Origin of the sequence: Candidatus Planktophila sulfonica (assembly GCF_002288065.1) — a bacterium.
Classification (GTDB): Bacteria; Actinomycetota; Actinomycetes; order Nanopelagicales; family Nanopelagicaceae; genus Planktophila; species Planktophila sulfonica.
The window spans coordinates 374343-399240 of the sequence record NZ_CP016773.1; the positions used below are offsets into that span (position 1 = coordinate 374343).

Sequence of the window (24898 nt, forward strand, 5' to 3'; positions counted from 1 at the left end):
AAAAAAATTATGGTTTTGGAGGTAATTTCACAACTTGTCCCGCGTAAACGAGACCTGCGCCATATCCGATGAGTAGCGCTAATTTGCCGTGAAGCTCAGGATGTTTCTGCAAGAGAGCATCCATTGCAAGAGGAATCGATGCTGCAGATGTATTGCCGTTCTTGCGAATGTCATCGGCGATGATCACTGAATCTGGCATATCCATCTCTTTTGCCATCGTTTCAATGATGCGCACATTTGCTTGGTGTGGAATGAATGCATCAATATCGTTGACGGTAAGTCCTGCTGATTCAAGGGCTTTCAGCGCCGCCTTACTCATTGAAAATACTGCCCAACGGAAAACTTTCTGGCCTTCTTGAGAAATATTTGGCCACTTGCTGCCGGCCTTAGTCAGCTGTGTCTCTGTATCGCGAACTTCCATCCAGGAAGGATTCATCTGAATCGCATCGCGATTATCAGCATCTGAGCCCCATTCGACTGGGCCAATACCTGCATCCTGTGAGGCACCGATAACAACTGCTCCTGCGCCATCGGCAAAGATGAATGCAGTTGCGCGGTCATCAGGATCTGTGAAATCGGAAATCTTTTCTGCACCAATAACTAGGACATTCTTTGATGTTCCAGATTTAATGAAATCGTGCGCCATAGCAACGCCATATGAGAAACCAGCGCAGGCTGCATTGATATCAAAGGCAGCTGCCTTGGGGTGGCCTAAGCGTTGCAGGATTGCAGTTGCAGCAGATGGAGCTTGGAATGGGAAGGTAATTGTTGCAACGATGATGGTGTCGATATCGGTAATTGAAAGCTTTGCTTTCTTCAGCGCATCTTCAGCTGCCCATGTGGCCATATCGAGAACTGTTTCGGTCTCATCTGCAAAGCGACGAGATTCAATTCCGGTGCGCTGCTGAATCCATTCATCACTTGATTCGATGCGATCGACGATTTCAGAGTTAGGGACAAGACGCTTTGGGCGATAGGAACCGACGGCAAGAATCTGGCTCTCGCTACCTGTCTTTGATGCAATCATCTTTGACATTACTTACCTCCGTGGTTTGCAACGAAGGCACGCGCTGCATCGAGATCTTCTAGGCTCTTGAAAGCAAATTGTTCGATAGTTGGCGCAGCGCGCTTAATCAAACCTACGAGCGTTCCTGCAGGTGCAACTTCGATCACTCCGGTAACGCCAAGTGAAACGAGAGTCTCCATGCACAGATCCCAGCGAACGGGATTGGCAATCTGATTCACGATGCGCTCGAGTACTTCAGCGCCTTCAGTTAAGACTGCGCCATCTTTATTGGAAAGCACTCCAACGCTGGGCGCTGACGTTGTCATTGTTGCAGCAAGTGTGCGCAGAGGTTCGACTGCCGGTTGCATATAAGAGGTGTGGAATGCACCGGCCACAGCAAGTGGGCGAACACGGGCACCCTCAGGCGCCAGCTGCGCAATAGCATCCAAATCACCGGCGGCAACAATCTGGCCACCACCATTGTCGTTAGCTGCAATCAGACCAAGATCTGCAATTGCGCTCAAGACCACTTGGCGATCTCCACCGAGAACGGCGGCCATTCCTGAAGGGGTTACCCCTGCAGCCTTTGCCATTTCAACGCCACGTGCACGAACTAACTTCATTGCATCAATGGGTGTGAGCGCGCCTGCAATTGCTGCAGCAGTAATTTCGCCAACAGAATGGCCAGCTACATATGAGAATGAACCGGTTGCGCCGAGTGCGTGTGCACTCATCAATCCTGCAGCAACAATCAGTGGTTGAGCATTAGCCGTATCTTTAATTTCATCTGCATCTGCCGTTGTTCCAAGGCGAACAACATCAAGACCAATTGCATCTGAAATTTCTTGTGCCAAAGTGCGAATCTGTGCATCTTCAAGCCATGCGCTTAACATTCCGGGAGTTTGTGAACCTTGACCTGGAGCGATGATTGCGAGCATGTCTTTAATATAAAGGATTACGAACGAGTAACTAGCCAGACTTGAGCGCAGTGTGGCGAAACATTCACTTTTTCTGATGGCATATTGATGATTGGTTCGTGTGTATCTACAAAAGAGGATGCATCAAAGATGCGACGGAAACTTGTTCCCCACTTGCTATCAGGAAGAGTGAACGCTGTTTCTTCTCGTGAGGAATTAAGGAAGAGAAGCAATCCGCGATCAGGACCGGCTTCAATTAATACAGTCAAACTTCGCTTTTCACCATCAGCCCAATGGTCTTCAGTCATTTCACGACCACCCAAGCTAAACCAGGCGATATCTTTTCTCTGCGTTCCAAGATCAACGCGACCTGTAAAGAATTCTGCTGCAACATCTGCAAGGTATGTCTTGCGAATGCGTATTAGTTCAGAGACCGAATCGCGCATATCGCGTTGCAGTTCATTGAGATCCCAATTATTTGCCCAGCCACCCATAAATGTTTCAGGAGAATCAGTGATACCTGCAGACATGTCGCGCGGCATGGAATACGCATTATTTGATCCTGCTTGTGTGCGACAGAGTTCATCGCCCATCGTGATCATCGGAACACCAGCAGAGAGCAGCAAGGTTGCCATCATCGACTTCTTGAGTGAGTGGCGAAGTGAGATTAACTCAGGGTCATCAGTAGGCCCTTCAACACCCATATTCCAGGAACGATTCTCATTGGAACCATCTCGATTTTCTTCTTGGTTCGCTTCATTACGCTTTTCCGAATACATCGTTAAATCTGTGAGAGTGAAGCCATCGTGGGCAGTGACAAAGTTAATTGATGATGTTGGCCCGCGGTAGTAAAAGACATCTGATGAACCGCTGATGCCTGCTGCAATATCGGCAACGCCTTCACCGTAGCCACGAGCCAGATCGCCTAGCCAGAACTGACGCACAGAGTCGCGATAGCGATCGTTCCACTCGCGCCATGGATGTGGGAAGTCACCGAGTGAATAGCGCGAAACATCCCACGGCTCTGCAATCATCTTAAAGTTACGTAGTACTGAATCTGATTCGATAGCTGACATCAGAGATGAATCAAAAGCTGAACCCGTTGAATAGAGCGCAGTAGCTAAATCGAAGCGGAAACCATCGATTCCAACTACTTCTACCCACCAGCGAAGTGAATCGATGATGTGGCGCACTCCGTGTGGGCGAGATGCCGCAACGGTATTTCCGCATCCTGTGACATCAACATAATTTCCACTGCCGTCATGGCGATACCAAGCGTTGTTATCTATTCCTTTAAAACTTAACGTTGGCCCGCCAACGCCACCTTCGGCAGTGTGGTTATACACAACATCGAGAAATACTTCGATTCCTTCGTTATGCAATTGATCGACAGCCCATTGCAACTCTGAAACAGGATCATCCGTTGCTGCATATTCACCGTGAGGGGCTGAAAATGCAATCGCGTTATAGCCCCAATGATTCTTACGACCGCGTTCCCAAATTCCTGGCTCAGTTGCATAAGAGTGAATAGGCAATAGCTCGAGCGCTGTGACACCTAAATGCTTTAGGTGAGCAATGGTGCTGGGATGCCCGAGGGCTTTATAGGTTCCGCGTTCGCCTTCAGGAATCTCGTGGTTCTTCGCAGTAAGGCCCTGCACATGTGCTTCATAGATAACTTCTTGAGTCCATGAATAGATAGGACGGTTGAATTGGCGAGGACGATAATCGGTAACGACAGAGTACGGAATGAAACCTGCACTGTCGCGATCATCGCGAATCGTCGTATCTCCAGTGCCAGTTGCATCAGTACTTACATGTCCGTAAATCTGCGGAACGTATTGCAGCGTTCCATCGAGTTTATGAGCGTATGGATCGATTAATAATTTGGCTGCGTTGAATCGTGAACCATGTTCAGGCGCCCATGTGCCATAGACGCGATAGCCATAGCGTTGACCGACGCGAACCCCGGCAAGGTAGCCATGCCAGATTGGTCCATTTCGGTGTGAGAGCGCAAAGCGGGTTTCAACCAACTTGCCATTGACTTCGTTAAAGAGACAAAGTTCGACAGCTGTCGCAGCATTGCTCCAGATAGCGAAGTTGCATCCACCATCAGTAAGGGTGGAGCCGAGAATTCGGGGGTCTGCTGGGAGCACTGGCCTATCTTGCCCGTGAAATGTTTCGTTTTCATTAAGAAACCCACTCTTTTTCTAATTGATTATGCGAAGTAATTGGCGTAGCGAACTCGGGAAAGAAGATTTCTGCACCTTCAGAGTCAAGTCCATGACGAGCGATATGTATCAATTCGACAATTGAAAGAAAGAGAAGTGCCGGCAGAAGATCGAGGCTGCGCTTTAAGAACCAGGGAGTTCCATTCTTGAGCATCCAAATAATCGAATCTCTACGGCTTCTATTATTAGATCGTGTGAATTTCACATTTCCAACTTCAAACCCTCGCATTCGCAAGAGATGGGCGAAGTTTTCGGCAATAAATTGATGGCCCATCTTGCTCGGGTGCATGCGGTCCACATGCCATTTTTCGCGTTGATAGATTCCTTCGAGGGAGCGCGTCTCTAGCAAAATGGAGCTATAACGTCGAGCCAATTTACGAGTAGCTCGATTGACTGCATTGACGCGGCGACGGCAGACTCGAGCAACCAGAGCGGGCATCGGAACTATTTCTGTTGGATCGTGCAATTCAAGGAGCATTGAAGTCGCACCGATTTTTTCGACCTCTGCAAGAATCTCATTGAGATTTTCTTCGAAATCTCTTGGGGAAAATCCATTTCGGAGTAAATCGTTACCGCCAACAATGACTGCGACAAGTTCGGGTTCATGAATCAAAACCTTGTGAAGTTGCTCGTGCAGAACTTCCTTTGATTGAGCCCCCGGGCGGGCCGCATTGATGTACACCACAGGCTCAGTAAATGCTTGAGCAAGGTGATAACCCCAGCCGAAGTAATTACCGTTTGAGTCGGAATCGCCCACGCCCGATCCTGCGCTATCACCAATAATCGCAAGCGTTAATGGTTGGTTCACTTTACGCAGCTTTCAGGGTGTTGATGTTCTCGAGGCGATTGATAGTTGCAGACCATGGAAAGAGTTCAGCTTGAGTTCGGCATCGATCCGAGAGTGTGGCATCTTCACGAATTTCATCGAGAATGATTTGGACTGCATCTGCAAAGGCGGCGCCGTTATTGGCAGCTGTTAACCCTACAAAATCGCCATTTTCTTGAGTGAGAAATTCTCCAACGGCACTGGTTTCTGATGCCACTACCGGCGTGCCACTTGCCAGTGACTCGAGTGCTGCAAGGCAGAAAGTTTCAATAGGTCCTGGAGCAAGCGAGACATCTGCCGAAGCGATCATCTGAGCGAGCAAATTCTTATTGGCAACGTAACCCCAGAATGTAACCGGGATGTCGCGAGATGAGTCATATAACTTCTTATGCAGAGGTCCGCTACCAATATAGACAAGGCGAGCATTGACGCCGCGGTTTAAGAGTTCGCGAAGGACTTGAAGAGAACGCTCTGGTTTCTTCTCAGGGGATAGTCGCCCGCAATGAACGAGAAGAACATCCCCACCCTTAAGCATCTTTGCTCGCAGCTCTTCGTTGCGATGAGCTGGTGAGAAAGTTTCTAAATCTACTCCGAGTGGAACACGGACGATATTAGATGTTCCTATCTCGTTGAACTCGGCTGCGGCAAAATTCGTAGTTGTCACTACGTAATCAAACTTGCCAGCAAGTCTTGAGTTATGCCAGCCAACAAATGGGTTCAGTGATAATCCAAAGTAATTCTTCACTAAGCCGCGCAGCGTTTCATGGCTAAAGACAATTGCAGGAATTCCTCTGCGGCTCGCCCAGTTACCAAGACAAGAGAGAGTGAAGCGATCAGAAACTTCTAGGCGGTCTGGTTTCAGTGATTGCAGAATTGTTTTGACTTGTCGTGTTGAGCGAATAACTCTGTATCCGCCGCTAAAGGGAATAGTCCATGATGGAAGAGTGATACACCCACCGTGTTCAGTCTTCTCTCGAGAGAACTTCTTTCCCGGAACCACGTAGATAAATTCGTGGCCAATTTTTCCGTACTCGGTTCCTAAGTTGTGGAGCGTGGTCTTGATGCCACCAGACTTTGGACCGTAGAAATTGGCGATGTGGATGATCTTCATGCAACCATTCCTCGTTTCTTGGAAAGCTCGAATATGGCATCTCGGTAATGATCTATGAGCTGAGCATTGATGTAATCCCATGTGCGGTGTTCAACAGCTCGGCGTGCTGCAATCTGCATGAGGTCAAAGGATGAGTGCGAGCGCAGCGTTTCAACGGCTTCAAGGAGTTGATGTGAATCTGCAGTATCAATAAGAAGGCCAGTAACGCCGTGATCGATGAGATCAACTGGCCCACCAGTATCTGGACCAATGACCGGTACTCCTGAAGCGAGCGCTTCTTGAATACCTTGGCAGAAAGTTTCGTGCTTGCCGGTATGTACGAAAATATCGAAGGAAGCAACATAGCGAGCAAGCTCTGTTCCGGATTGGTACCCCACAAATCGCGCGTTTGGAAGTTCTTTCTTAAAGCGTGGAGCAGCTGGTCCGTCGCCAACAATCACAAGCTGTATGTCATTCTGGCGATCCAATATTGCTAAGTCATCAAGACGCTTCTCATTTGCCAGGCGACCGACATATCCAATAATCAATTTCTCGCTCTTGCCTTTGATATTGGTGCGCAAGGATTCATCGCGACGCGCAGGAGTGAAGTTAACAAGATCAACGCCGCGCTTCCAGAGACGAACATTCTTTACGCCATTCACTTCAAGATCACGACAAGCCCACTTAGATGGCGCCAAGGTAATGTCAGAAACTTGATGAATACGTGAGACCCACTTCTTTAGCGTTGAATGCGCAATAGTGAGTCCGTAGTGGCGAGCAAAACCTGCGATATCTGTTTGATAGACCGAAACTGTTGGGATGCCCATCTTCTTTGCAATACGAGCGACGTAATGTCCAAGAAAGATTGGAGATGCTAGATGAATAACATCGGGTGCAAATCCTTCGAGAAGAGGTTCGAGATATTTACGGGGAACGCCCATAGGAATTAACTTCTTCATGGCAATACTTGGTACATGCTTAATTTTGTAATCTAGATATCGAGTTGGAGCGCCTTCGCTTTCAGGAGCGATGATGAGAACTTCATGGCCTTGCGCCTTGCAGTATTCCAAGAGGCGCAGGACCGAGTTGGTGACACCGTTGACCTGGGGCAGAAAGGCCTCAGTCACCACTGCGATGCGCAGCTTCTGGCTAGATGTCATCTCGATCATGGAATGAAGAGTGAAGGGGCGAGCAATCTGGGAATTCGCCGAGAGGTTACGTGTTCCTGAATAGAAGATGAAGTATTAGTTGAGACTTTTACGCTCCCTCATCCTTCCCAAATGGGCTACTGGTCAGTAACATACCCGCCATGAAGATAGCAGTGTGCGTAAAGCAAGTTCCCGATTCATGGGCTGAGAAGAAGATGGTCAACGGAGTACTCGATCGCGAGAACGTTGACGCTGTTCTTAATGACCTTGATGAATATGCCGTTGAAGAAGCCCTTCGTATCGCAGAAGCGCATGGCGGTAATGAAGAAGGTGGCGCACATACCGTCACTGTTATTTCAATGGGACCAGAACGCGCAACTGAAGCTGTCCGTAAGGCGCTTTCCATGGGTGCCAACGATGCAATCTTGGTTTCCGATAGCGCACTTGCTGGATCAGATGCGCTCGCAACATCAGCTGTCCTTGCAAAGGTAATCGCAGATGGTGGTTATGACCTTGTTATCTGTGGAACTGAATCAACCGATGCGCGGATGAGCGTTGTACCAGCGATGATCAGCGCTCGCCTTGGTTGGGCGCAACTGACATTTGCATCAAAGGTCACCGTGAATCCTGCCGGCAAAGTTTCCATCACTCGCGTTACCGAAGCAGGCGTTGATGAAATCTCTGCAGCATTTCCTGCAGTCATTAGCGTTGTAGAAAAAATCAACGAACCTCGCTACCCATCCTTTAAGGGAATCATGGCTGCGAAGAAGAAGACTATTGAGCAGAAAGATTTAGCTGCAGTTGGCGTATCTGTGCAGAGCGCATGGTCACAAGTTAACGATGCAACACCACGTCCACCGCGCGCAGCTGGTGTCAAAGTAACCGATGAAGGAAACGGCGGAGAATCCCTCGTGAACTTCCTAGCAGAGAAGAAGTTGATATGAGCAACGTATTGATTCTCGCTGATTTTTCAGGCGATAAGGCAACAAAGACCACTGCAGAACTCGCTACTGCAGGTGCACGAATCGGCTCTGTCACAGCAGTTGTTCTTGCCGGCAACGGAAAAGGCGCAGCACTTGCTGCAACCGTTAACCAAGGTCCTATCGCAAACGTTCTTGTTATTGAATCTGATGACTTTGCGTCCCACGGAGTTGCGGCATCAGCAGATGCTCTTGCTCAGGTAATTAAAGAGAAATCACCAGCTGCCGTGCTTATTGCATCCCATGCATTCGGCAAGGAAGTTGCTGCCCGCGTTGCAGTGCTCACTGAATCCGGAATCATCACAGATGCAGTCGATGTTGCAGCAGATGCAACGGCAACTCAGTTGGTATTTGGCGGATCAACAACTGTGCACTCAAAGGTTTCACATGGCGTTGCCATCATCACTGTTCGTCCCAATAGCGTTGAAGCTGATTTCTCTGCATCTTCTCCTGCTATTGAAAATGGAACAGCTGAAGTGGGTGCTGATGCAAAGAAGGCAACCATCTCTTCTTCGCAACCTCCAGTAAAGGGCGGACGTCCAGAACTGACTGAAGCAAATATCGTTGTGTCAGGCGGTCGTGGAACAGATGGAAACTTTGCGCCTGTCGAAGCATTTGCAGATTCATTGGGTGCAGCTGTTGGCGCATCACGAGCTGCAACAGATGCTGGTTGGTATCCACATTCACATCAGGTCGGCCAAACTGGAAAGACTGTCAGCCCGCAGCTCTATGTCGCATGTGGAATCTCTGGCGCAATCCAACACCGCGCAGGAATGCAGACTTCAAAGACAATCGTTGTAGTCAATAAAGATCCTGAAGCGCCGCTCTTTGATATCGCAGATTTCGGTGTAGTTGGCGACCTCTTCAACGTGCTGCCGAAGGCGACCGAAGGCGTAACTGCCCGAAAGTAAGCCAACAACTCGAAATTAACTAGCGCTCGGCACGAACTAGACTGCTCCAATGAGCGTCTATCTCGACCATGCGGCTACTACGCCGATGTTCGACGTTGCCATCGAGGCGATGAATTCATCGCTGCGCAAACTCGGTAACCCATCATCGCTTCATACCGAAGGACGTTCGACTCGTAAAGATGTTGAAGATGCTCGCGAAAAGATTGCAAAGGCCGTTGGTTGCTTAGCTAGCGAAGTGATCTTCACTGGATCAGGAACTGAAGCCGATAACGCTGCAATTAAGGGTCTGTTTTGGCACACAGATAAGAAAGTCATCCTAGTTTCAAGCATCGAACACCATGCAGTTCTCGATCCTGCACATTGGTTAGCTGAACACGAAGGCGCTGAACTTATTCAGATTCCCGTGAACACCGATGGCGTTATTGATCTTGAATTTCTCAAGAAGACCATTGCAGAGCGCGGTTCAGAGATTGCGCTGATTTCGGTGATGCATAGCAATAATGAAACCGGCGTTATTCAACCGATTGCAGAAATTGTTAAGGCTGCTGGTGATATCCCAGTTCATTGCGATGCTGTTCAGAGCTTTACCAAAGTGCCAATCTCATTTAAAGAGTTGGGTCTCTTTGCCATGACGATCAGTGGCCATAAAGTTGGCGGCCCACTCGGAATCGGTGCACTGATCTTGCGTCGCGCAGTTGAAATTCCTGCGTTGTTACATGGCGGGGGACAAGAGCGCGATATTCGAAGCGGTACCTTGAACGCTCCATCGATTGTGGCACTTGCTGCAGCAGTGGAAGCCAATCTTTATGATGCAAAGAAAGTCGCAGTACTGCGAGATTCTTTTGAAGCTGGAGTTATGGCTGCTCGACCTGACGCAGTTATTAACGGCAAGAATTCAGAGCGCCTTCCAGGAATTTCAAATATCACTTTTCCAGGTACGCAAAGTGATTCGCTCTTGCTCCTTATGGATTCAGAGAAAGTTTCTTGTTCAACGGGCGCTGCTTGCACTGCAGGTGTTCATCGCCCTAGCCATGTCTTGATGGCGATGGGCTTATCTGATGTGGTTTCGCAATCATCTCTGCGCTTCTCATTCGGCAGCACCAATACGCAAGCAGATGTTGATTTTGCACTCTCTGTTCTTCCAACCGTTATTGAACGTGGTTTAGCAGCAAATGCAGTAGGTAAAAAATGAAAATCATTGCAGCCATGAGCGGTGGCGTTGATTCAGCAGTTGCTGCAGCGCGCGCAGTTGAGGCAGGACATGAAGTCATTGGTGTGCACTTAGCGCTGTCATCTAATCCTCAGAAGTATCGCAGCGGTGCACGTGGGTGTTGCACCATTGAAGATTCACATGATGCACGTCGCGCAGCCGATGTCATCGGTATTCCTTTCTATATCTGGGATATGGCCGATGAATTCCATGAAGGTGTTGTCGAAAACTTCATGAGCGAATACAAGGCAGGCCGCACACCTAACCCATGCTTGCGTTGCAATGAAAAGATTAAATTTGCCGCAGTTCTAGATCGCGCAAAGGCAATGGGATTCGATGGCGTTGTCACAGGGCACTATGCACGTACTCGCGAAAGCGATGCAGGTCGCACACTTCACCGCGCAGTAGATCCTCTCAAGGATCAGTCTTATGTTCTGGCAGTTCTTAATCGCGAACAAATTAATGGTGCAATCTTTCCGCTTGGAGATACCGAGAAGGTAGATATCCGTAAAGAAGCAGAAGCTCGCGGGTTGGCTGTTGCACAGAAGCCAGATAGCCATGACATCTGTTTTGTTCCATCAGGAGATAACGCAGGTTGGTTGCGCGATCGCATGGGTAGTGAAGTCGGCCCCATCGTTGATCAAGATGGAAATAAGTTGGGCGAACATAAGGGTGCTTACACCTACACAATCGGTCAGCGCAAAGGTTTGGGTCTTACAGTTCCAACAGCCGATGGATCACCACGTTTTGTTTTAAAGATTGAACCTGTTTCAAACACTGTTGTCGTAGGTGCGCGCGAAGATCTCGCTGTGACTTCAATGCGCGGTGAGCGACCAATCTTCTGTGGCCCCGAAGTGGGCGCTGCACCATTACGCGGCTTTGTTCAGGTTCGTGCACATGGCACCGCACTTGATTGCACTTATTACATGGATAACGACCAACTCGTTGCCGAGCTTGATCAACCACTATTGGGCCTTGCAACAGGTCAAGCAATGGTTATCTACGATGGCGACCGCGTCGTTGGTTCGGCGACAATCTGCGAGACCGCATGACAAACGCAGCACGCCATCGCATCACTGAACTCACCCAAGAGATTCGCGATCACCAATTTAAGTATTACGTTCTCGACGCTCCAACAATCACAGACGCTGCCTTCGATAAGTTATTAAAAGAGTTACAGGCGCTTGAAGCAAAGCATCCTGAACTTCTTGAACCAGATTCACCGTCTCTTGGCGTAGGTGGGGGATTTGCAACCACCTTTGATCAACATGATCACATCGAGAAGATGATGAGCCTTGATAACGTCTTCGATTCAGATGAGCTAAATACCTGGTTTGATCGCGTTGAAAAAGATTCTCCCAGCCCCGATTACTTGTGCGAACTTAAAGTCGATGGACTTGCCATTAACTTGCTCTACGAGAACGGCCAACTTACCCGCGCACTTACTCGCGGCAACGGCGTTACCGGCGAAGATGTCACGCTCAATGTAAAGACCATTAAGGGTTTGCCTCACACACTTTCCGGAAAGAAGATTCCATCTCTGGTTGAAGTACGCGGTGAAGTTTTCTTACCTGTTGCTGCCTTTAACCAACTTAATGAAGAGCTCGAAGAAGCTGGCAAGCCACTCTTTGCCAATCCTCGTAACTGCGCCGCTGGTTCACTGCGCCAGAAAGATCCTCGCATAACCGCTTCTCGCGCACTCGATGTTGTTGTGCACGGAGTCGGAGCAAGTGAAGGAACCTCCTTTGATTCGCAATCTGATGCTTATGCGCAACTCAAGGCGCTCGGTCTTCCGACATCGAATCGCTTTAAAGTCTGCAAGAGCCGCAAGGAAGTCCTTGATTTCATTGAGAATTACAACGTTCATCGCCACGATGTCGAACATGAGATCGATGGCGTAGTTATCAAAGTAGATGACATCGCTGAGCAGAAGAAGCTCGGCTTTACATCGCGCGCTCCTAAGTGGGCTATCGCTTATAAGTACCCACCTGAAGAAGTAACAACGAAGTTGCTCGATATCAAAGTCAGCGTTGGTCGCACAGGCCGTGTAACACCATTCGCATTTATGGAGCCCGTCAAAGTCGCAGGATCCACAGTCACCAATGCAACGCTGCACAACCAAGAAGAGATTGAACGCAAAGGCGTATTGATCGGCGATACCGTCATCATTCGTAAAGCTGGCGATGTCATCCCTGAAGTACTGGGACCAGTTCTTGATAAGCGCACGGGTAAAGAGAAAGCATTTGTGATGCCAACTCACTGTCCTGAATGTGGCGCAGAACTTCGCGCAATCGCTGAAGGCGACGTTGATATTCGCTGTCCCAACACCCGTAGCTGCCCAGCGCAACTGCGCGAACGTATTTACTACATTGGTTCTCGCGCAGCGCTCGATATCGATGTCTTGGGATATGAAGCAGCAGTAGCCATGTTGCAGGACAAAATCATTACCGATGAGGCGGATATCTTCTCGCTCACCGAAAGCGCTTTGATGAAATCATCTTTCTTTACAAAGAAAGATGGCAGCAAGGGCAAGAACCTTGAGAAGTTACTTGAGGCGCTTGAAGAAGCGAAGGGTCGTCCGCTGTGGCGCACAATCGTTGCGCTCTCCATTCGCCATGTAGGACCAACAGCTGCACAGGCGCTTGCTACAAACTTTGGAAGTATGGATGCGATCGCAAAGGCATCTGTTGCAGAACTTGCTGATATCGATGGTGTCGGTGAAGTCATCGCACAATCCATCGTCGAATGGTTTGAAGTCGATTGGCATCGCAACATCATTAAGCAGTGGACCGCAGCCGGTGTTGCCATGGTCAATGCAAAAGGTGAAGACCTGCCACAAACTCTTGCTGGTCTTACCTTTGTCGTAACCGGCGGCCTCGAAGGATTTACTCGCGATTCGATTGCTGAAGCAATTACTGCGCATGGCGGCAAGCCATCGTCATCGGTTTCGAAGAAGACGGATTATGTTTTGGTCGGAACAGACCCAGGTTCAAAGCTGGCCAAGGCGCAAGAGTTAGGCGTCACAATCATCGATGAAGCGCGCTTTTTAGAACTTCTTGAGGGTAAGTAGTAATCTTCACTCATGATCATGCTCAACGCTGAAGAAGCCGTCCGCGAACTTCCGATTCCTCCTTATGCATTCGGACTCATTGCATTTGGCGTCTTTGTATTCCTTTTGTACGTAACGCTTCGTCTAGATAAGTAGTTCACTTTGCGCGTTGGGCTCTACGGCGGAACATTCGACCCGATTCATAACGGTCATATCCACGTCATCCAAGAGCTCATTACTCGCAAGATTGTCGATCACCTTTTAGTTCTTCCAGCAGGGCAACCGCGTCTTCGCGATAACGAACCACACGCAACAGGTGCTCAGCGCCGCACCATGTGTCAGTTAGCAGTGAACGAACTACCTGCAGAGATTAAGAAGCACATCGAAGTTAATCCGATTGAAGTATTACGCGAAGGACCGAGCTACACCATCGACACTGTCGAAGCAGTTGCTCAGTTCTACGAAGGCGACACCATCGTTTTAATCGTAGGTACCGATGCTTACGAGAAGATTGATCAATGGCACCGTGCCGATGAGTTGAAGAAGATGGTCGAGTTCGTCGTTATTGATCGCCCAGAATTTCCAGGAGAGCACAACACCAGCATCGATGCGATTGCAGTCTCTGCAACCGATATCCGTGCCCATAAATCTGATGCAGTACCCGCAGCAGTTGCGGCCTTTATTAAGGAGAATAACCTCTATGCCAGCAAGTAAAGCCTGCGTCGAACGCACACAGATTGCAGCACGCGCTGCTGTCGATAAATTCGGTACTGAACTCGTTGCACTCGACCTATCTGACCAGACTGTGCTCAGCGAGGTATTCCTTATTGTTACCGCTTCTAACTCAAAAATTATCGACACCATCGCTGATGAAGTTGAAGAGCAGCTGCGCCTCGTAGGCGACAAGCCATTGCGCCGTGAAGGAACCGATGAATGGGTACTTCTTGATTACTCAGATCTCGTAGTCCATATCCAATCAACAGAGCTACGTCGTTATTACATGCTTGATCGTCTATGGAATGACTGCCCGAAGATTGAGCTCGATGTTGTGCGCGAGGAAGCGGCTCGTGGCTAATCAAATTATCTTATGGCGCCACGGACAGACCGATTGGAACGTTGCCAATAAGTTCCAGGGCCATACAGATATTCCCCTAAATGATGTTGGGCAATTTCAAGCAGGTCATGCAGCGCCACTGATTGCGGCAATGAATCCAACTGCGATTATTGCTAGCGATCTGAGTCGCGCTCAAAGCACTGCGCATGCGTTGGTAAAGCTCACCGGATTAGAGGTAACAACCGATGCCCGTTTGCGTGAAACCAATTGCGGAAATTGGGAAGGACTTACAGGAGATGAGATTCGCAAGGTAGATCTTGATAATTTAAAGGAATGGTCACTTGGTGGAGATAACCCAGCTGGTGGAATCGGCGAACGTCGCAGTGAAGTAGGAGCTCGAGGCTTTGCTGCCATTTCAGATTTCTTGAAAGATAAAGATAATCAGCGACTAGTTGTCGCAACTCATGGCGGTACATCGCGAGCGATTATCGGAACGTATTTAGATTTACCAATTCCTTATTGGTCTCGTATCGGCGGATTATCAAATGCTCAATGGTCGATACTCGACCATTCGCCCAAGGGCTGGTTATTGGTCGAACATAATGCGGGATCTATTCCAGAGCCTGTTTACGGCGAAGAATCCGGCGCAGTCATACCCGACTCCGTGCGCTAAACTCTGCGCTCCATCAATGATTAAAAACCTCATAGTGAGATCGACAAAAGCCGAAGGCGATATGGCGGTCTTGAATGAGGGATGGGGATATGGCGCAATTGGTAGCGCGCTTCCATGGCATGGAAGAGGTTAGGGGTTCGATTCCCCTTATCTCCACGTGAGTACTGAACGCGAACACGCGGCATACGACTTTGCATACGTGCAAGAGAAGTGGCTGCCGATTTGGGACAAGCTCGAACCATTTAAATCTGGTCGAGCAGATGATGCACGCCCAAAGAAGTATGTACTCGATATGTTCCCTTACCCATCAGGTGATCTTCATATGGGTCACGCCGAGGCATATGCACTTGGCGATGTCATCGCTCGTTACTGGATTCAAAAAGGTTTCAACGTCATGCACCCAATCGGTTGGGATGCATTTGGATTGCCGGCAGAAAATGCTGCAATTAAGCGCAATGAAGATCCACGTATCTGGACCTACGAAAACATTGCAACACAGAAAGCTTCGATGCGTCGCTACGCATGTTCATTCGACTGGGATCGCGTATTTAATACATGCGACCCCGAGTACTACAAGTGGAACCAGTGGCTCTTTACCAAACTTCACGACCGTGGCTTGGCATACCGCAAGGACTCTGCAGTTAACTGGTGTCCAGGTTGCCAGACAGTATTGGCTAACGAACAGGTAGTTGCGGGTCTCTGCGAACGTTGCGATTCCGCAGTCACAAAGAAGAAGCTCAACCAGTGGTACTTCAAGATCACTGATTATGCAGATCGCTTGCTCGATGACATGTCAGAACTCGAAGGCAAGTGGCCTGAAAAAGTATTGCTCATGCAGCGCAACTGGATTGGTCGCTCACAAGGCGCCAACGTCAACTTCGTCATCGAAGGTCGCACAGAGCCTGTAACTATTTATACAACTCGTCCCGATACTTTGTACGGTGCAACATTTATGGTCGTTGCAGCTGACTCAGCACTTGCTGCCGAACTTGCAGCAGGAACACCTGTTGAATCTGAGTTCACTTCTTATCTTGAAAAGATTAAGGCAGCATCAGATATCGATCGCCTTGCAACTGATCGCCCTAAATCTGGAGTTGATCTCAAGCGCTTTGCAATTAACCCAGTAAACGGTGAGAAGTTACCTATCTGGGCATCCGATTACGTATTAGCTGATTACGGAACTGGCGCAATCATGGCTGTTCCAGCTCACGATCAGCGCGACCTCGACTTTGCAAAGGCGATGGGACTACCTGTTCGCGTTGTTGTTGAAACCGGCGAAGAAGATCCCAATGAGACAGGCGTTGCCACAACTGGCGATGGAAAACTCATTAACTCTGGCGCACTTAACGGATTAACTAAGGTCGATGCAATCGCTGCAATAAATAAGCAGCTAGAAGCAGATGGTCTTGGAAAATCTGCTCGTAACTATCGTCTGCGCGACTGGCTTGTATCTCGCCAGCGTTACTGGGGCACGCCAATTCCTATCGTTCACTGCGACAAGTGTGGCGAAGTAGCTGTTCCAGATTCAGAACTTCCTTTGCTCTTGCCTGATGCAAAGGGACTTGATCTCAAGCCAAAGGGTCAATCACCACTTGCTGCAGCAACTGAATGGGTTAATACAAAGTGTCCAAAGTGTGCAGGCCCTGCAATGCGCGATACCGACACTATGGATACCTTCGTTGATTCATCTTGGTATTACCTGCGCTACCCATCTTCTACCAATGCAACCGAGCCATTTAATCGCGCAGATGTTGATACCTGGTTGCCAGTTGATCAATATGTCGGCGGCGTAACCCACGCAATCTTGCACCTTTTGTATTCACGCTTCTTCACCAAGGTCTTGTATGACATGAAGATGCTTTCATTCGCCGAACCATTTACACGTCTTCTCAACCAAGGAATGGTTGTCATGGATGGCTCTGCGATGTCGAAATCTCGCGGCAACCTTGTGCGACTTTCTGATGAACTTGAAAACCATGGCGTCGATGCAATTCGTCTTTCAATGGTCTTCTCAGGTCCACCTGAAGATGACGTTGACTGGTCAGACGTTTCACCATCAGGCTCAGTTAAATTCTTAAGCCGCGCATGGCGTCTTTCAGGTGATGTCACATCAGCACCTGGCGTTGATTTCAGCACTGGTGATATTTCGCTACGTAAGGCAACACATAAAGCGCTTCACGATGCCGGCTTTGCAGTCGAATCATTCCGTTTCAACGTAGCTGTTGCTCGCGTGATGGAACTTGTGAATGCAACACGTAAGGCAATCGATTCAGGATGCGGAGCTGCAGATCCTGCAGTCCGCGAAGCAACTGAGGCGACCGCAATCATGTTGTCACTCGTTGCTCCATTTACCGCAGAAGAGATGTGGGAGCGCCTTGGCCACAAGCCTGCTATCGCAACTGCTGGTTGGCCTGCAGTAGATCCAGCGCTCCTTGTGGATGATGAAGTCGAAGCTGTTATTCAGATCAACGGCAAGATTAAAGATCGCATGAGCGTTTCTCCAACGATTTCAGATGCTGATTTCGAAGCGGCTGCCCTTGCTCTTCCTTCGATTATCGCTGAACTTAACGGTGCGACCCCTAAGAAGGTTATTGCTCGCGCACCAAAGCTCGTCAATATCGTTCTGTAATCAACAGCCCGCACCTTTTCGCGCGTATACCTGCGCAACTTCCACCACCATCCGCGGATGGACAATAAATATCTAGATCAATTACATAACTGGTGGGGCACTCTCCACTATTCATCGCTACAGAAACGTGGGCTCGCAATCATCGCCGGCCTCGTACTTCTGATTTCCGGCCTCTTCGTTGCACGCGGTGCGTCGCAAGAAGTTGTTGCCGCCCCTGCGCCTCTCGAAATCGAAAGCATCTCACTACAGACCTTGATGGTCGATGTTGCCGGCGCTGTCGTAAACCCTGGCGTGTATTCGCTTCCCCTGAATGCACGCGTTGTTGAAGCGATAAAAGCTGCCGGCGGAATAAAGAAAGGTGCGGATACATCTGACATCAATCAAGCGCGCATTTTGAAAGATGGCGAACAGATTTATGTATATCCAGCGGCTTCAAGTGGGGGTGGAACTTCGTCGCGCCCTGCTGTACGCAAGAACGGTCCCATCATGATTAATCGAGCAACCGTGAAGGATTTCGAATCTCTCGATGGAATTGGCCCGGTACTTGCTAACCGCATCGTTGGTTATCGCAAAGTAAATGGACCATTTAGCGCGGTGGAAGATCTCTTGAAAGTTCCAGGTATTGGACAGAGCAAATTCGCTCAATTCAAAGAGAAGCTGCGCGTGTAACCGATAGCCGCGCCCTTGCACTTGGGGGAGCGGTCTGGGTTGGTGCACTGACGCAAAGTTGGAGCGCACCGTGGAGAATCTCTGCGGTTGCGCTCCTTCTGACGTTGGTCACTAGTAAGAAGAGACGGTTTAGCGTTCTTATTGTCGCGCTCTTAGTTGGAGCATCAGTGATGTCGATTCGCATCGGTGCGCTGCAATCAAGTGCGATTCATAACTATCAAAATGCGACAACGGATGTGGTTCTGCAGGTAACAACAGATCCCACAAAGATTGCACCAAAGATTATGGGTACCGCCTTTGCGCCCACATCATTTAGCTTTATCGGGCAGGCGCTAGAAGTTGATAATCGCTACCGACTGCGAATTCCTGTGCGAGTTATTGCTGCAACTAAGAGCGTTCAGGGCTTGTTACCAGGTCAGAAGATTCGGGTCAGCGCCAAAGTTCTAACCAGTAAAGAGAAGCGAGTTGCCGCTCTTCTCATTGTGAGCAAAAAGATTGAAGTACTTACTCCGCCATCGATGTGGGCGCATTCCTTATCAACTATTCGTTCAGGCCTTCGAAGTGCAACCGGCACAGGGGACGCAGGTGCGCTAATTCCTGGAATGGTGATCGGAGATGTCAGTAAACAGAGTGTGGATTTCAAGAACGATATGCGCAGGTCGGGGCTAACCCATCTTGTTGCAGTAAGCGGCGCCAATTTCGCCATCGTTTCAACCTTTGTCTTGTGGGGGATGCAATTCTTCTTCCGTCGCGTTAACCACCGCTTGATTGCAACTGCTATTTCATTGACCGCATTTATTGCGTTGGTCCGCCCTTCTCCATCGGTTTTGCGTGCAGCAGCAATGGCTGCGGTCTTGCTCTTTGCTCATGGAACTCGGCAAGGGCGAGATTCACTACCGGCACTTGGTTTTGCAATCGGCGCTGTAGTGATTGCCGATCCTTTCCAAGCGCGAGATCCGGGTTTTGCTCTCTCTGTTCTTGCAACAGCTGGCTTATTACTGCTTGCACCGAAGATAAAGCCAAAGATCTTGGCGCCGCCCATTGCTGCAATGGTCTTCTGTACACCCGTCATTGTTGCGATATCGGGCTACATCAGTCCCATGAGCATCATCGCAAACGTTCTTGCAGCTCCTGCAGTCACACCTATAACGATTGTCGGATTTATTGCAGCATTGATTTCGCCAATCTCGCCGCCACTTTCATCAGCGCTGATATTTCTCGTTAAACCTTTTGCGACTTGGGTTGTCTGGGTGGCACGGTGGATTTCACAGTATCCAGTTCTTACTCTGCGCACGGGTCTCTATGGATTCGCGATTGCCGCAGGTGTTGTGGCACTTATCTACTTTGGTCGCAAGAAGTTCGCTATTGCACTTCTTATTTTCATCATCTCTATCTCATGGTTGCAACGCTTTCCTGCTGGAGATTGGCACGTAGCTAATTGTGATGTGGGGCAGGGAGATTCAATGGTGATTAATCTTCACCACAACCGTGCAATTGTCATCGATGTTGGACCTGATCCACAGCTGATAGATAGATGCCTTCATCAACTTGGAATTAAAGAGATCCCGTTACTCATTCTTACCCACGTGCATGCAGATCATGTTGGGGGATTGCAGGGAGCAAAGAAGAACCGCATCGTTGGCACAACATGGTTTGGCAATATCAATGCAGGAGCTAAAGCACGCATCGATAACATTGAAATCGATGTGAAGTGGCCGCAACAAGGTGACTTCGATGGCAACCCCAACAACTCGAGTATCGCTGCAACATTTACATCACCTGACTTCACCCTCTTCGCCGCCGGTGATATCGAACCCCCAGTGCAGGCGCAGCTCCTATCGCGGATAGGAAAAGTTGATATCTATAAAGTCGCACATCACGGTTCGCGCTTCCAAGATTTCGATTTATTGCGCGAACTTTCACCCACCATTGCGGTGGTGAGCGTCGGTAGCGAGAATAGCTACGGACATCCCGCACCCAGCACTATCGAAGCTTTGACCCAGTTAGACGCTAAGGTATTGCGTACTGATGTCGATGGCGCTGTTGCTATCCGGGCTGAGCGCCATCGATTATCTATTCAGCGCAGCAAGCGCTGGGCACGCCTATTCTTCTGGAACTAATGAAAGGAGCAGACCATGAACGCTTTCTATCTGCTCCTGGGTTCTGAAGGCGCACTCGCCGATCGCGCGCTGGCAAAGTTACAAGCGCAGCTCAAGGAAGAGAAGGCTGAATCCACCACCATTGATGCATCCGATGCACAGGTGGGCGATATCGCCGATGCCCTTGCTCCATCACTCTTCTCCGAACGTCGCGCACTGATTATTAAAGATTTGCAAGATCTGCCCGAAGATTCCAAGGCAGAAGTAACTCGCTACCTTGATCAACCAGATCCCACCATGACTGTCATCTTCGTTCACAAAGGTGGCGTCAAAGGCAAGGCTCTGCTTGATGCAATCAAGAAGATCAAACCCGAAATCATTCCTTGCGATGCCATTAAGAAAGAATCTGAAAAAGAGGATTTCGTTAAAGGCTTATTCCAAGATGCAGGACGCAAAGCAACACCAGGTGCCATTAAGGCAATGGTTGGCGCACTCGGTACTGACCTTCGCGAACTTCAATCCGCAGTCTCACAGATTGCACTCGACGCACCAGCCGGTGCAATCGATGAAGCGATGGTCGATAAATTCCACCAGGGACGAATCGAAACCACAGGCTTCGATGTTGCCGATGCAACTATCGATGGCAATTTGCCCGTTGCACTGATTACTTTGCGCAGCGCACTAGAAACAGGCACAGATCCAGTCATGGTCACATCTGCAATTGCAGCCTCACTTCGTTCTCTTGCAAAAGTTTCCGGAACAAATCGCGGAACAAAATCATTTGAATTAGCGGGACAACTCGGAATGGCTCCATGGCAGATTGATAAAGCTCGTCGTCAGCTTCAATCCTGGACTCCTCGCGGAATCGCAACGGCTGTCGAAGCGATCGCCAAGGCTGATGCCGATGTGAAGGGCGCCTCATCTGACCCCATCTTCGCGCTGGAAAAAGCCCTCCAAACCATCACCGCCGCCCACGGCCAGCGCTAATTTCAGGCTCAATCTCGATTTTGGGGTGACCCCCCTGCGCTGATAACCTACGCGTCTGCACAAATCACAAGGTTTGGCTAAATCACACAGACGGAGCAATACACGTGGCAAATATCAAGTCGCAAATCAAGCGTATTAAGACAAACGAGAAGGCATACCTTCGCAACAAGTCTGTCTCATCATCAATCAAGACTGCTGTTCGCAAGTTCCGCGAAGCTGTCGTAAAGGGTGACGCTGCTGCAACTACTGCTGAACTCCGTGCAGCTTCAAAGGCTCTCGATGTTGCAGTTTCAAAGGGCGTTATTCACAAGAACGCTGCTGCAAATAAGAAGTCTTCAATGGCTAAGGCTGCTGCTAAAGCCGGCGTTCGTTAATTCTTACCGAACCAGCGAAATAAAGGTCTCTTAAGTGCCTGCAATATCCATTGCTAAGGCGCCACAACCAGCTTCAACAAATCCGGCGCAGATTCGCAATTTCTGCATCATCGCCCATATCGATCACGGTAAATCAACTCTTGCCGATCGCATGCTCCAAATTACAGAGGTAGTCGAAGCACGCAATATGCGCGCGCAATATCTCGATCGTATGGATATCGAACGCGAACGCGGAATCACCATTAAATCTCAGGCAGTACGTCTGCCTTGGCGCAGTGGTCTTGATGGACAGGAATACATCCTGAACATGATCGATACACCTGGCCACGTCGACTTTACCTACGAAGTGTCACGATCACTTGCTGCATGCGAAGGCGCTGTATTGCTCGTTGACTGCGCACAAGGAATCGAAGCGCAGACTCTGGCAAACCTTTATCTTGCGATGGAGAACAACCTCACCATCATTCCTGTTCTTAACAAGATCGATCTACCTAACGCGCAACCAGAAAAGTTTGCAGCAGAACTTGCCGGGCTTATTGGCTGCAAAGTTGAAGATGTACTGAAAGTTTCTGGAAAGACTGGCGATGGCGTTGCAGATCTTCTTGATCAGATCATCGCTCAGATTCCTGCACCTGTCGGAGATGCCGATGCACCAGCGCGCGCACTGATCTTTGACTCTGTCTACGATGCTTATCGCGGTGTTGTTACCTATGTTCGAGTGATCGATGGTCACATCAATCCGCGCGAACAGATTCAAATGTTCTCAACAGGCGTTAAGCACGAAGCTCTCGAAGTCGGCGTCATTAGCCCAGAACCGCTTCCATCAAAGGGACTTGGCGTTGGCGAAGTAGGTTATTTAATTACTGGCGTGAAAGATGTTCGCCAATCACGAGTAGGCGACACCATCACCAACTATGCGCGCCCAACTAAGGAAGCGCTCGGCGGATATAAAGATCCAAAGCCAATGGTCTTCTCTGGTTTGTTCCCACTCGATGGCGCTGATTTCCCTGTACTTCGCGATGCGCTAGAAAAGCTTCAGCTCAACGATGCAGCACTTGTCTACGAACCAGAAAGCTCTGCAGCTCTCGGTTTCGGCTTCCGTTGCGGCTTCCTTGGTCTTCTTCACATGGAAATCGTGCGCGAACGCCTAGAGCGCGAAGCAAAGCTCAACTTGATTTCAACTGCGCCAAACGTGGTTTATCGCGTCACCATGGAAGATGGCAAAGAGTTTGTTGTTACCAACCCATCAGAATTTCCTGACGGCAAGATCAATAGCGTGAAAGAGCCGATTGTTAAATCAACGATTCTTGCGCCTTCTGAATTTATCGGCACCATCATGGAGCTCTGCCAAGAGCGCCGTGGCGTCATGTTGGGTATGGATTACATCTCCGAAGATCGCGTTGAAATCCGGTACACCTTGCCGCTTGCAGAAATTGTCTTCGACTTCTTCGATCAACTTAAGTCACGTACACGCGGTTACGCATCTCTTGATTACGAAGAGATGGGCGATGAAGAAGGAAACCTTGTAAAGGTCGACATCTTGCTCCAGGGCGAAGCAGTTGACGCATTTAGCGCAATTGTTCACCGCGATAAGGCTTACTCATATGGTGTGATGATGACCGGTAAATTGCGCGAACTCATTCCTCGCCAACAGTTCGAAGTTCCTATTCAGGCAGCTATCGGTTCTCGCATCATTGCTCGCGAATCTATTCGCGCGATCCGTAAGGACGTTCTTGCTAAGTGCTACGGCGGAGATATCTCTCGTAAGCGCAAACTTCTCGAGAAGCAGAAGGAAGGTAAGAAGCGCATGAAGATGGTGGGACGTGTTGAAGTTCCACAAGAAGCCTTCGTTGCAGCTCTTGCTACCGATGCCGATATCGAAAAGATTAAAGCAGCCCGCAAGCTCGAAGGCTAGTTAGTCATGCTCTCGTTCTACGTCCATATTCCATATTGCGTACGACGCTGTGGCTACTGTGATTTCAACACCTACACACCTTCTGAACTACAAGATGGCGCAACTCTAGAAATCGTTTCAGGCGATTACATCGATGCTGTTCTCAAAGAACTCGATGCCGCACCGGTAGAAACAGTTCCAACCATCTTCTTTGGTGGCGGAACTCCATCGCTCTTGCCACCTAAAGATCTAGGTCGCGTTATCACTGCCATTAAGGCGCGCAATGGCGTTACCGATGATTGCGAAATTACCCTTGAAGCTAACCCAGATTCTGTAACACAGGAGAAGCTCAACGAGCTCTTTGCAGTCGGCTTCAATCGAATCTCATTCGGAATGCAATCTTCTAACCCAGACGTACTTAAGGTTTTGGATCGCACACATAACCCAGAGAACGTTCGCAAGGCTGTCGATATGGCGCGCATTGCGGGTTTCCAATCTGTCAGCGTTGATCTTATTTACGGAGCGCCAGGGGAGTCCTTAAGTGATTGGGCTGCCACAGTAAAAGAGGCGCTCTCACTCAACATTGATCACATCAGCGCCTATGCACTCATTGTTGAAGAAGGCACAAAGCTTGCGGCACAAATCAAGCGCGGTGAATACACAATGCCTGATGATGATTTGATGGCTGATATGTATTTGCTCGTTGATCAGCAATGCTTGCAAAAAGGTTTGAAGTGGTACGAGCTATCTAACTGGTCAAAGCCAGGACATCAATGTCGCCACAATATTGCCTACTGGAAATCAAATAACTGGTGGGGCTTAGGACCTGGCGCGCATTCACATATCGATCAGAAACGTTTCTGGAATGTGAAGCACCCAAATGCTTACAAGGAAAAGGTCTTTGCGGGCATTTCACCGATTAAAGATTCAGAAATTTTGAGCGATGATGAGAAAAAGTCCGAATACATCATGCTCGCAATCCGCATGCCTGAAGGTGTGAAGAAGGCAGCTCTTACTGTTGCCCAATATGAGCGAAGCATGGAATACATCAAGAGCGGCCATGTAATAGAGAAGGAGAACGCGCTAGCGCTTACTCCTAAGGGGCGTCTTATCGCTGATCGCATCACGCATGAAATGCTTCGTTAGCACTCGCG

Annotated in this window: 22 protein-coding genes and 1 tRNA gene; 17 read left to right on the forward strand and 6 right to left on the reverse strand. The window is 49.1% G+C overall.

The features are described 5' to 3' along the window. Window positions 1–7 precede the first annotated feature (7 nt). From A1sIA56_RS01890 to A1sIA56_RS01915, 6 genes are read right to left on the reverse strand one after another with little or no spacing between them, the layout of a single operon-like run. A complete protein-coding gene (locus A1sIA56_RS01890; protein ID WP_095673268.1) occupies window positions 8–1036 on the reverse strand; it encodes a beta-ketoacyl-ACP synthase III in 1029 nt (342 codons plus the stop codon). Continuing rightward, window positions 1036–1944 (reverse strand): ACP S-malonyltransferase, encoded by a 909-nt coding sequence (locus A1sIA56_RS01895; RefSeq protein WP_095673269.1) that lies wholly within the window; start codon window positions 1942–1944, stop codon window positions 1036–1038. The genes A1sIA56_RS01890 and A1sIA56_RS01895 overlap by 1 nt, the downstream gene beginning before the upstream one ends. A 17-nt stretch (window positions 1945–1961) precedes the next feature. Next, window positions 1962–4076: a glycogen debranching protein GlgX gene (glgX, locus tag A1sIA56_RS01900; protein WP_095673270.1), complete on the reverse strand. Its 2115-nt coding sequence runs from the start codon at window positions 4074–4076 to the stop codon at window positions 1962–1964. A gap of 34 nt (window positions 4077–4110) precedes the next feature. Further along, entirely contained in the window at window positions 4111–4959 is an 849-nt protein-coding gene (locus A1sIA56_RS01905) for an SGNH/GDSL hydrolase family protein (RefSeq protein WP_095673271.1), read from the reverse strand. 1 nt (window position 4960) lies between these two features. After that, window positions 4961–6088, reverse strand: coding sequence for a glycosyltransferase (locus A1sIA56_RS01910; RefSeq protein ID WP_095673272.1), 1128 nt, complete (start codon window positions 6086–6088; stop codon window positions 4961–4963). After that, window positions 6085–7236 carry a glycosyltransferase family 4 protein gene (locus A1sIA56_RS01915; protein ID WP_095673273.1) on the reverse strand — a complete coding sequence of 384 codons (1152 nt, stop codon included), beginning with the start codon at window positions 7234–7236 and terminating at the stop codon, window positions 6085–6087. The genes A1sIA56_RS01910 and A1sIA56_RS01915 overlap by 4 nt, the downstream gene beginning before the upstream one ends. Before the next feature lie 140 nt (window positions 7237–7376). Here A1sIA56_RS01915 and A1sIA56_RS01920 point away from each other — a divergent pair, with 140 nt between their 5' ends. The 17 genes from A1sIA56_RS01920 to hemW all read left to right on the forward strand — a co-directional run bounded on the left by A1sIA56_RS01920 (window position 7377) and on the right by hemW (window position 24890). Beyond that, on the forward strand, window positions 7377–8159 hold the full coding sequence (locus A1sIA56_RS01920) for an electron transfer flavoprotein subunit beta/FixA family protein (RefSeq protein WP_095673274.1): 783 nt from the start codon (window positions 7377–7379) through the stop codon (window positions 8157–8159). After that, window positions 8156–9106, forward strand: coding sequence for an electron transfer flavoprotein subunit alpha/FixB family protein (locus A1sIA56_RS01925; protein ID WP_095673275.1), 951 nt, complete (start codon window positions 8156–8158; stop codon window positions 9104–9106). The genes A1sIA56_RS01920 and A1sIA56_RS01925 overlap by 4 nt, the downstream gene beginning before the upstream one ends. A 49-nt stretch (window positions 9107–9155) precedes the next feature. Further along, a complete protein-coding gene (locus A1sIA56_RS01930; RefSeq protein WP_095673276.1) occupies window positions 9156–10298 on the forward strand; it encodes a cysteine desulfurase family protein in 1143 nt (380 codons plus the stop codon). Beyond that, window positions 10295–11368: a tRNA 2-thiouridine(34) synthase MnmA gene (mnmA, locus tag A1sIA56_RS01935; RefSeq protein ID WP_095673277.1), complete on the forward strand. Its 1074-nt coding sequence runs from the start codon at window positions 10295–10297 to the stop codon at window positions 11366–11368. Before A1sIA56_RS01930 ends, mnmA begins: the two co-directional genes overlap by 4 nt. Next, window positions 11365–13386, forward strand: a complete 2022-nt coding sequence (ligA, locus tag A1sIA56_RS01940) for an NAD-dependent DNA ligase LigA (RefSeq protein ID WP_095673278.1) — start codon at window positions 11365–11367, stop codon at window positions 13384–13386. Before mnmA ends, ligA begins: the two co-directional genes overlap by 4 nt. 12 nt (window positions 13387–13398) lie before the next feature. Continuing rightward, window positions 13399–13521 (forward strand): hypothetical protein, encoded by a 123-nt coding sequence (locus A1sIA56_RS06995; RefSeq protein ID WP_257789502.1) that lies wholly within the window; start codon window positions 13399–13401, stop codon window positions 13519–13521. Window positions 13522–13527: 6 nt separating this feature from the next. Next, window positions 13528–14079, forward strand: coding sequence for a nicotinate (nicotinamide) nucleotide adenylyltransferase (nadD, locus tag A1sIA56_RS01945; protein WP_095673279.1), 552 nt, complete (start codon window positions 13528–13530; stop codon window positions 14077–14079). Then, on the forward strand, window positions 14066–14440 hold the full coding sequence (gene rsfS, locus A1sIA56_RS01950; RefSeq protein ID WP_095673280.1) for a ribosome silencing factor: 375 nt from the start codon (window positions 14066–14068) through the stop codon (window positions 14438–14440). The genes nadD and rsfS overlap by 14 nt, the downstream gene beginning before the upstream one ends. Then, window positions 14433–15092 carry a histidine phosphatase family protein gene (locus tag A1sIA56_RS01955; protein ID WP_223298462.1) on the forward strand — a complete coding sequence of 220 codons (660 nt, stop codon included), beginning with the start codon at window positions 14433–14435 and terminating at the stop codon, window positions 15090–15092. The genes rsfS and A1sIA56_RS01955 overlap by 8 nt, the downstream gene beginning before the upstream one ends. A gap of 83 nt (window positions 15093–15175) precedes the next feature. After that, window positions 15176–15248, forward strand: a tRNA-Ala gene (locus tag A1sIA56_RS01960). Window position 15249: 1 nt separating this feature from the next. Beyond that, complete coding sequence (gene leuS, locus A1sIA56_RS01965) at window positions 15250–17721, forward strand: leucine--tRNA ligase (protein WP_095673282.1); 2472 nt, start codon at window positions 15250–15252, stop codon at window positions 17719–17721. A 57-nt stretch (window positions 17722–17778) separates the two neighbouring features. Continuing rightward, window positions 17779–18390 (forward strand): ComEA family DNA-binding protein, encoded by a 612-nt coding sequence (locus A1sIA56_RS01970; RefSeq protein ID WP_095673283.1) that lies wholly within the window; start codon window positions 17779–17781, stop codon window positions 18388–18390. A gap of 170 nt (window positions 18391–18560) precedes the next feature. Continuing rightward, window positions 18561–20510 carry a ComEC/Rec2 family competence protein gene (locus A1sIA56_RS01975; RefSeq protein ID WP_223298463.1) on the forward strand — a complete coding sequence of 650 codons (1950 nt, stop codon included), beginning with the start codon at window positions 18561–18563 and terminating at the stop codon, window positions 20508–20510. 15 nt (window positions 20511–20525) lie between these two features. Then, window positions 20526–21476 carry a DNA polymerase III subunit delta gene (gene holA / locus A1sIA56_RS01980; protein WP_095673285.1) on the forward strand — a complete coding sequence of 317 codons (951 nt, stop codon included), beginning with the start codon at window positions 20526–20528 and terminating at the stop codon, window positions 21474–21476. Window positions 21477–21580: 104 nt separating this feature from the next. Further along, the gene (rpsT, locus tag A1sIA56_RS01985; RefSeq protein ID WP_017955201.1) at window positions 21581–21850 is read left to right on the forward strand and encodes a 30S ribosomal protein S20; all 270 of its coding nucleotides are present in this window, start codon (window positions 21581–21583) and stop codon (window positions 21848–21850) included. A 34-nt stretch (window positions 21851–21884) separates the two neighbouring features. Continuing rightward, on the forward strand, window positions 21885–23765 hold the full coding sequence (lepA, locus tag A1sIA56_RS01990) for a translation elongation factor 4 (RefSeq protein WP_095673286.1): 1881 nt from the start codon (window positions 21885–21887) through the stop codon (window positions 23763–23765). Window positions 23766–23771: 6 nt separating this feature from the next. Then, entirely contained in the window at window positions 23772–24890 is a 1119-nt protein-coding gene (gene hemW, locus A1sIA56_RS01995; RefSeq protein ID WP_095673287.1) for a radical SAM family heme chaperone HemW, read from the forward strand. Window positions 24891–24898 lie beyond the last annotated feature (8 nt).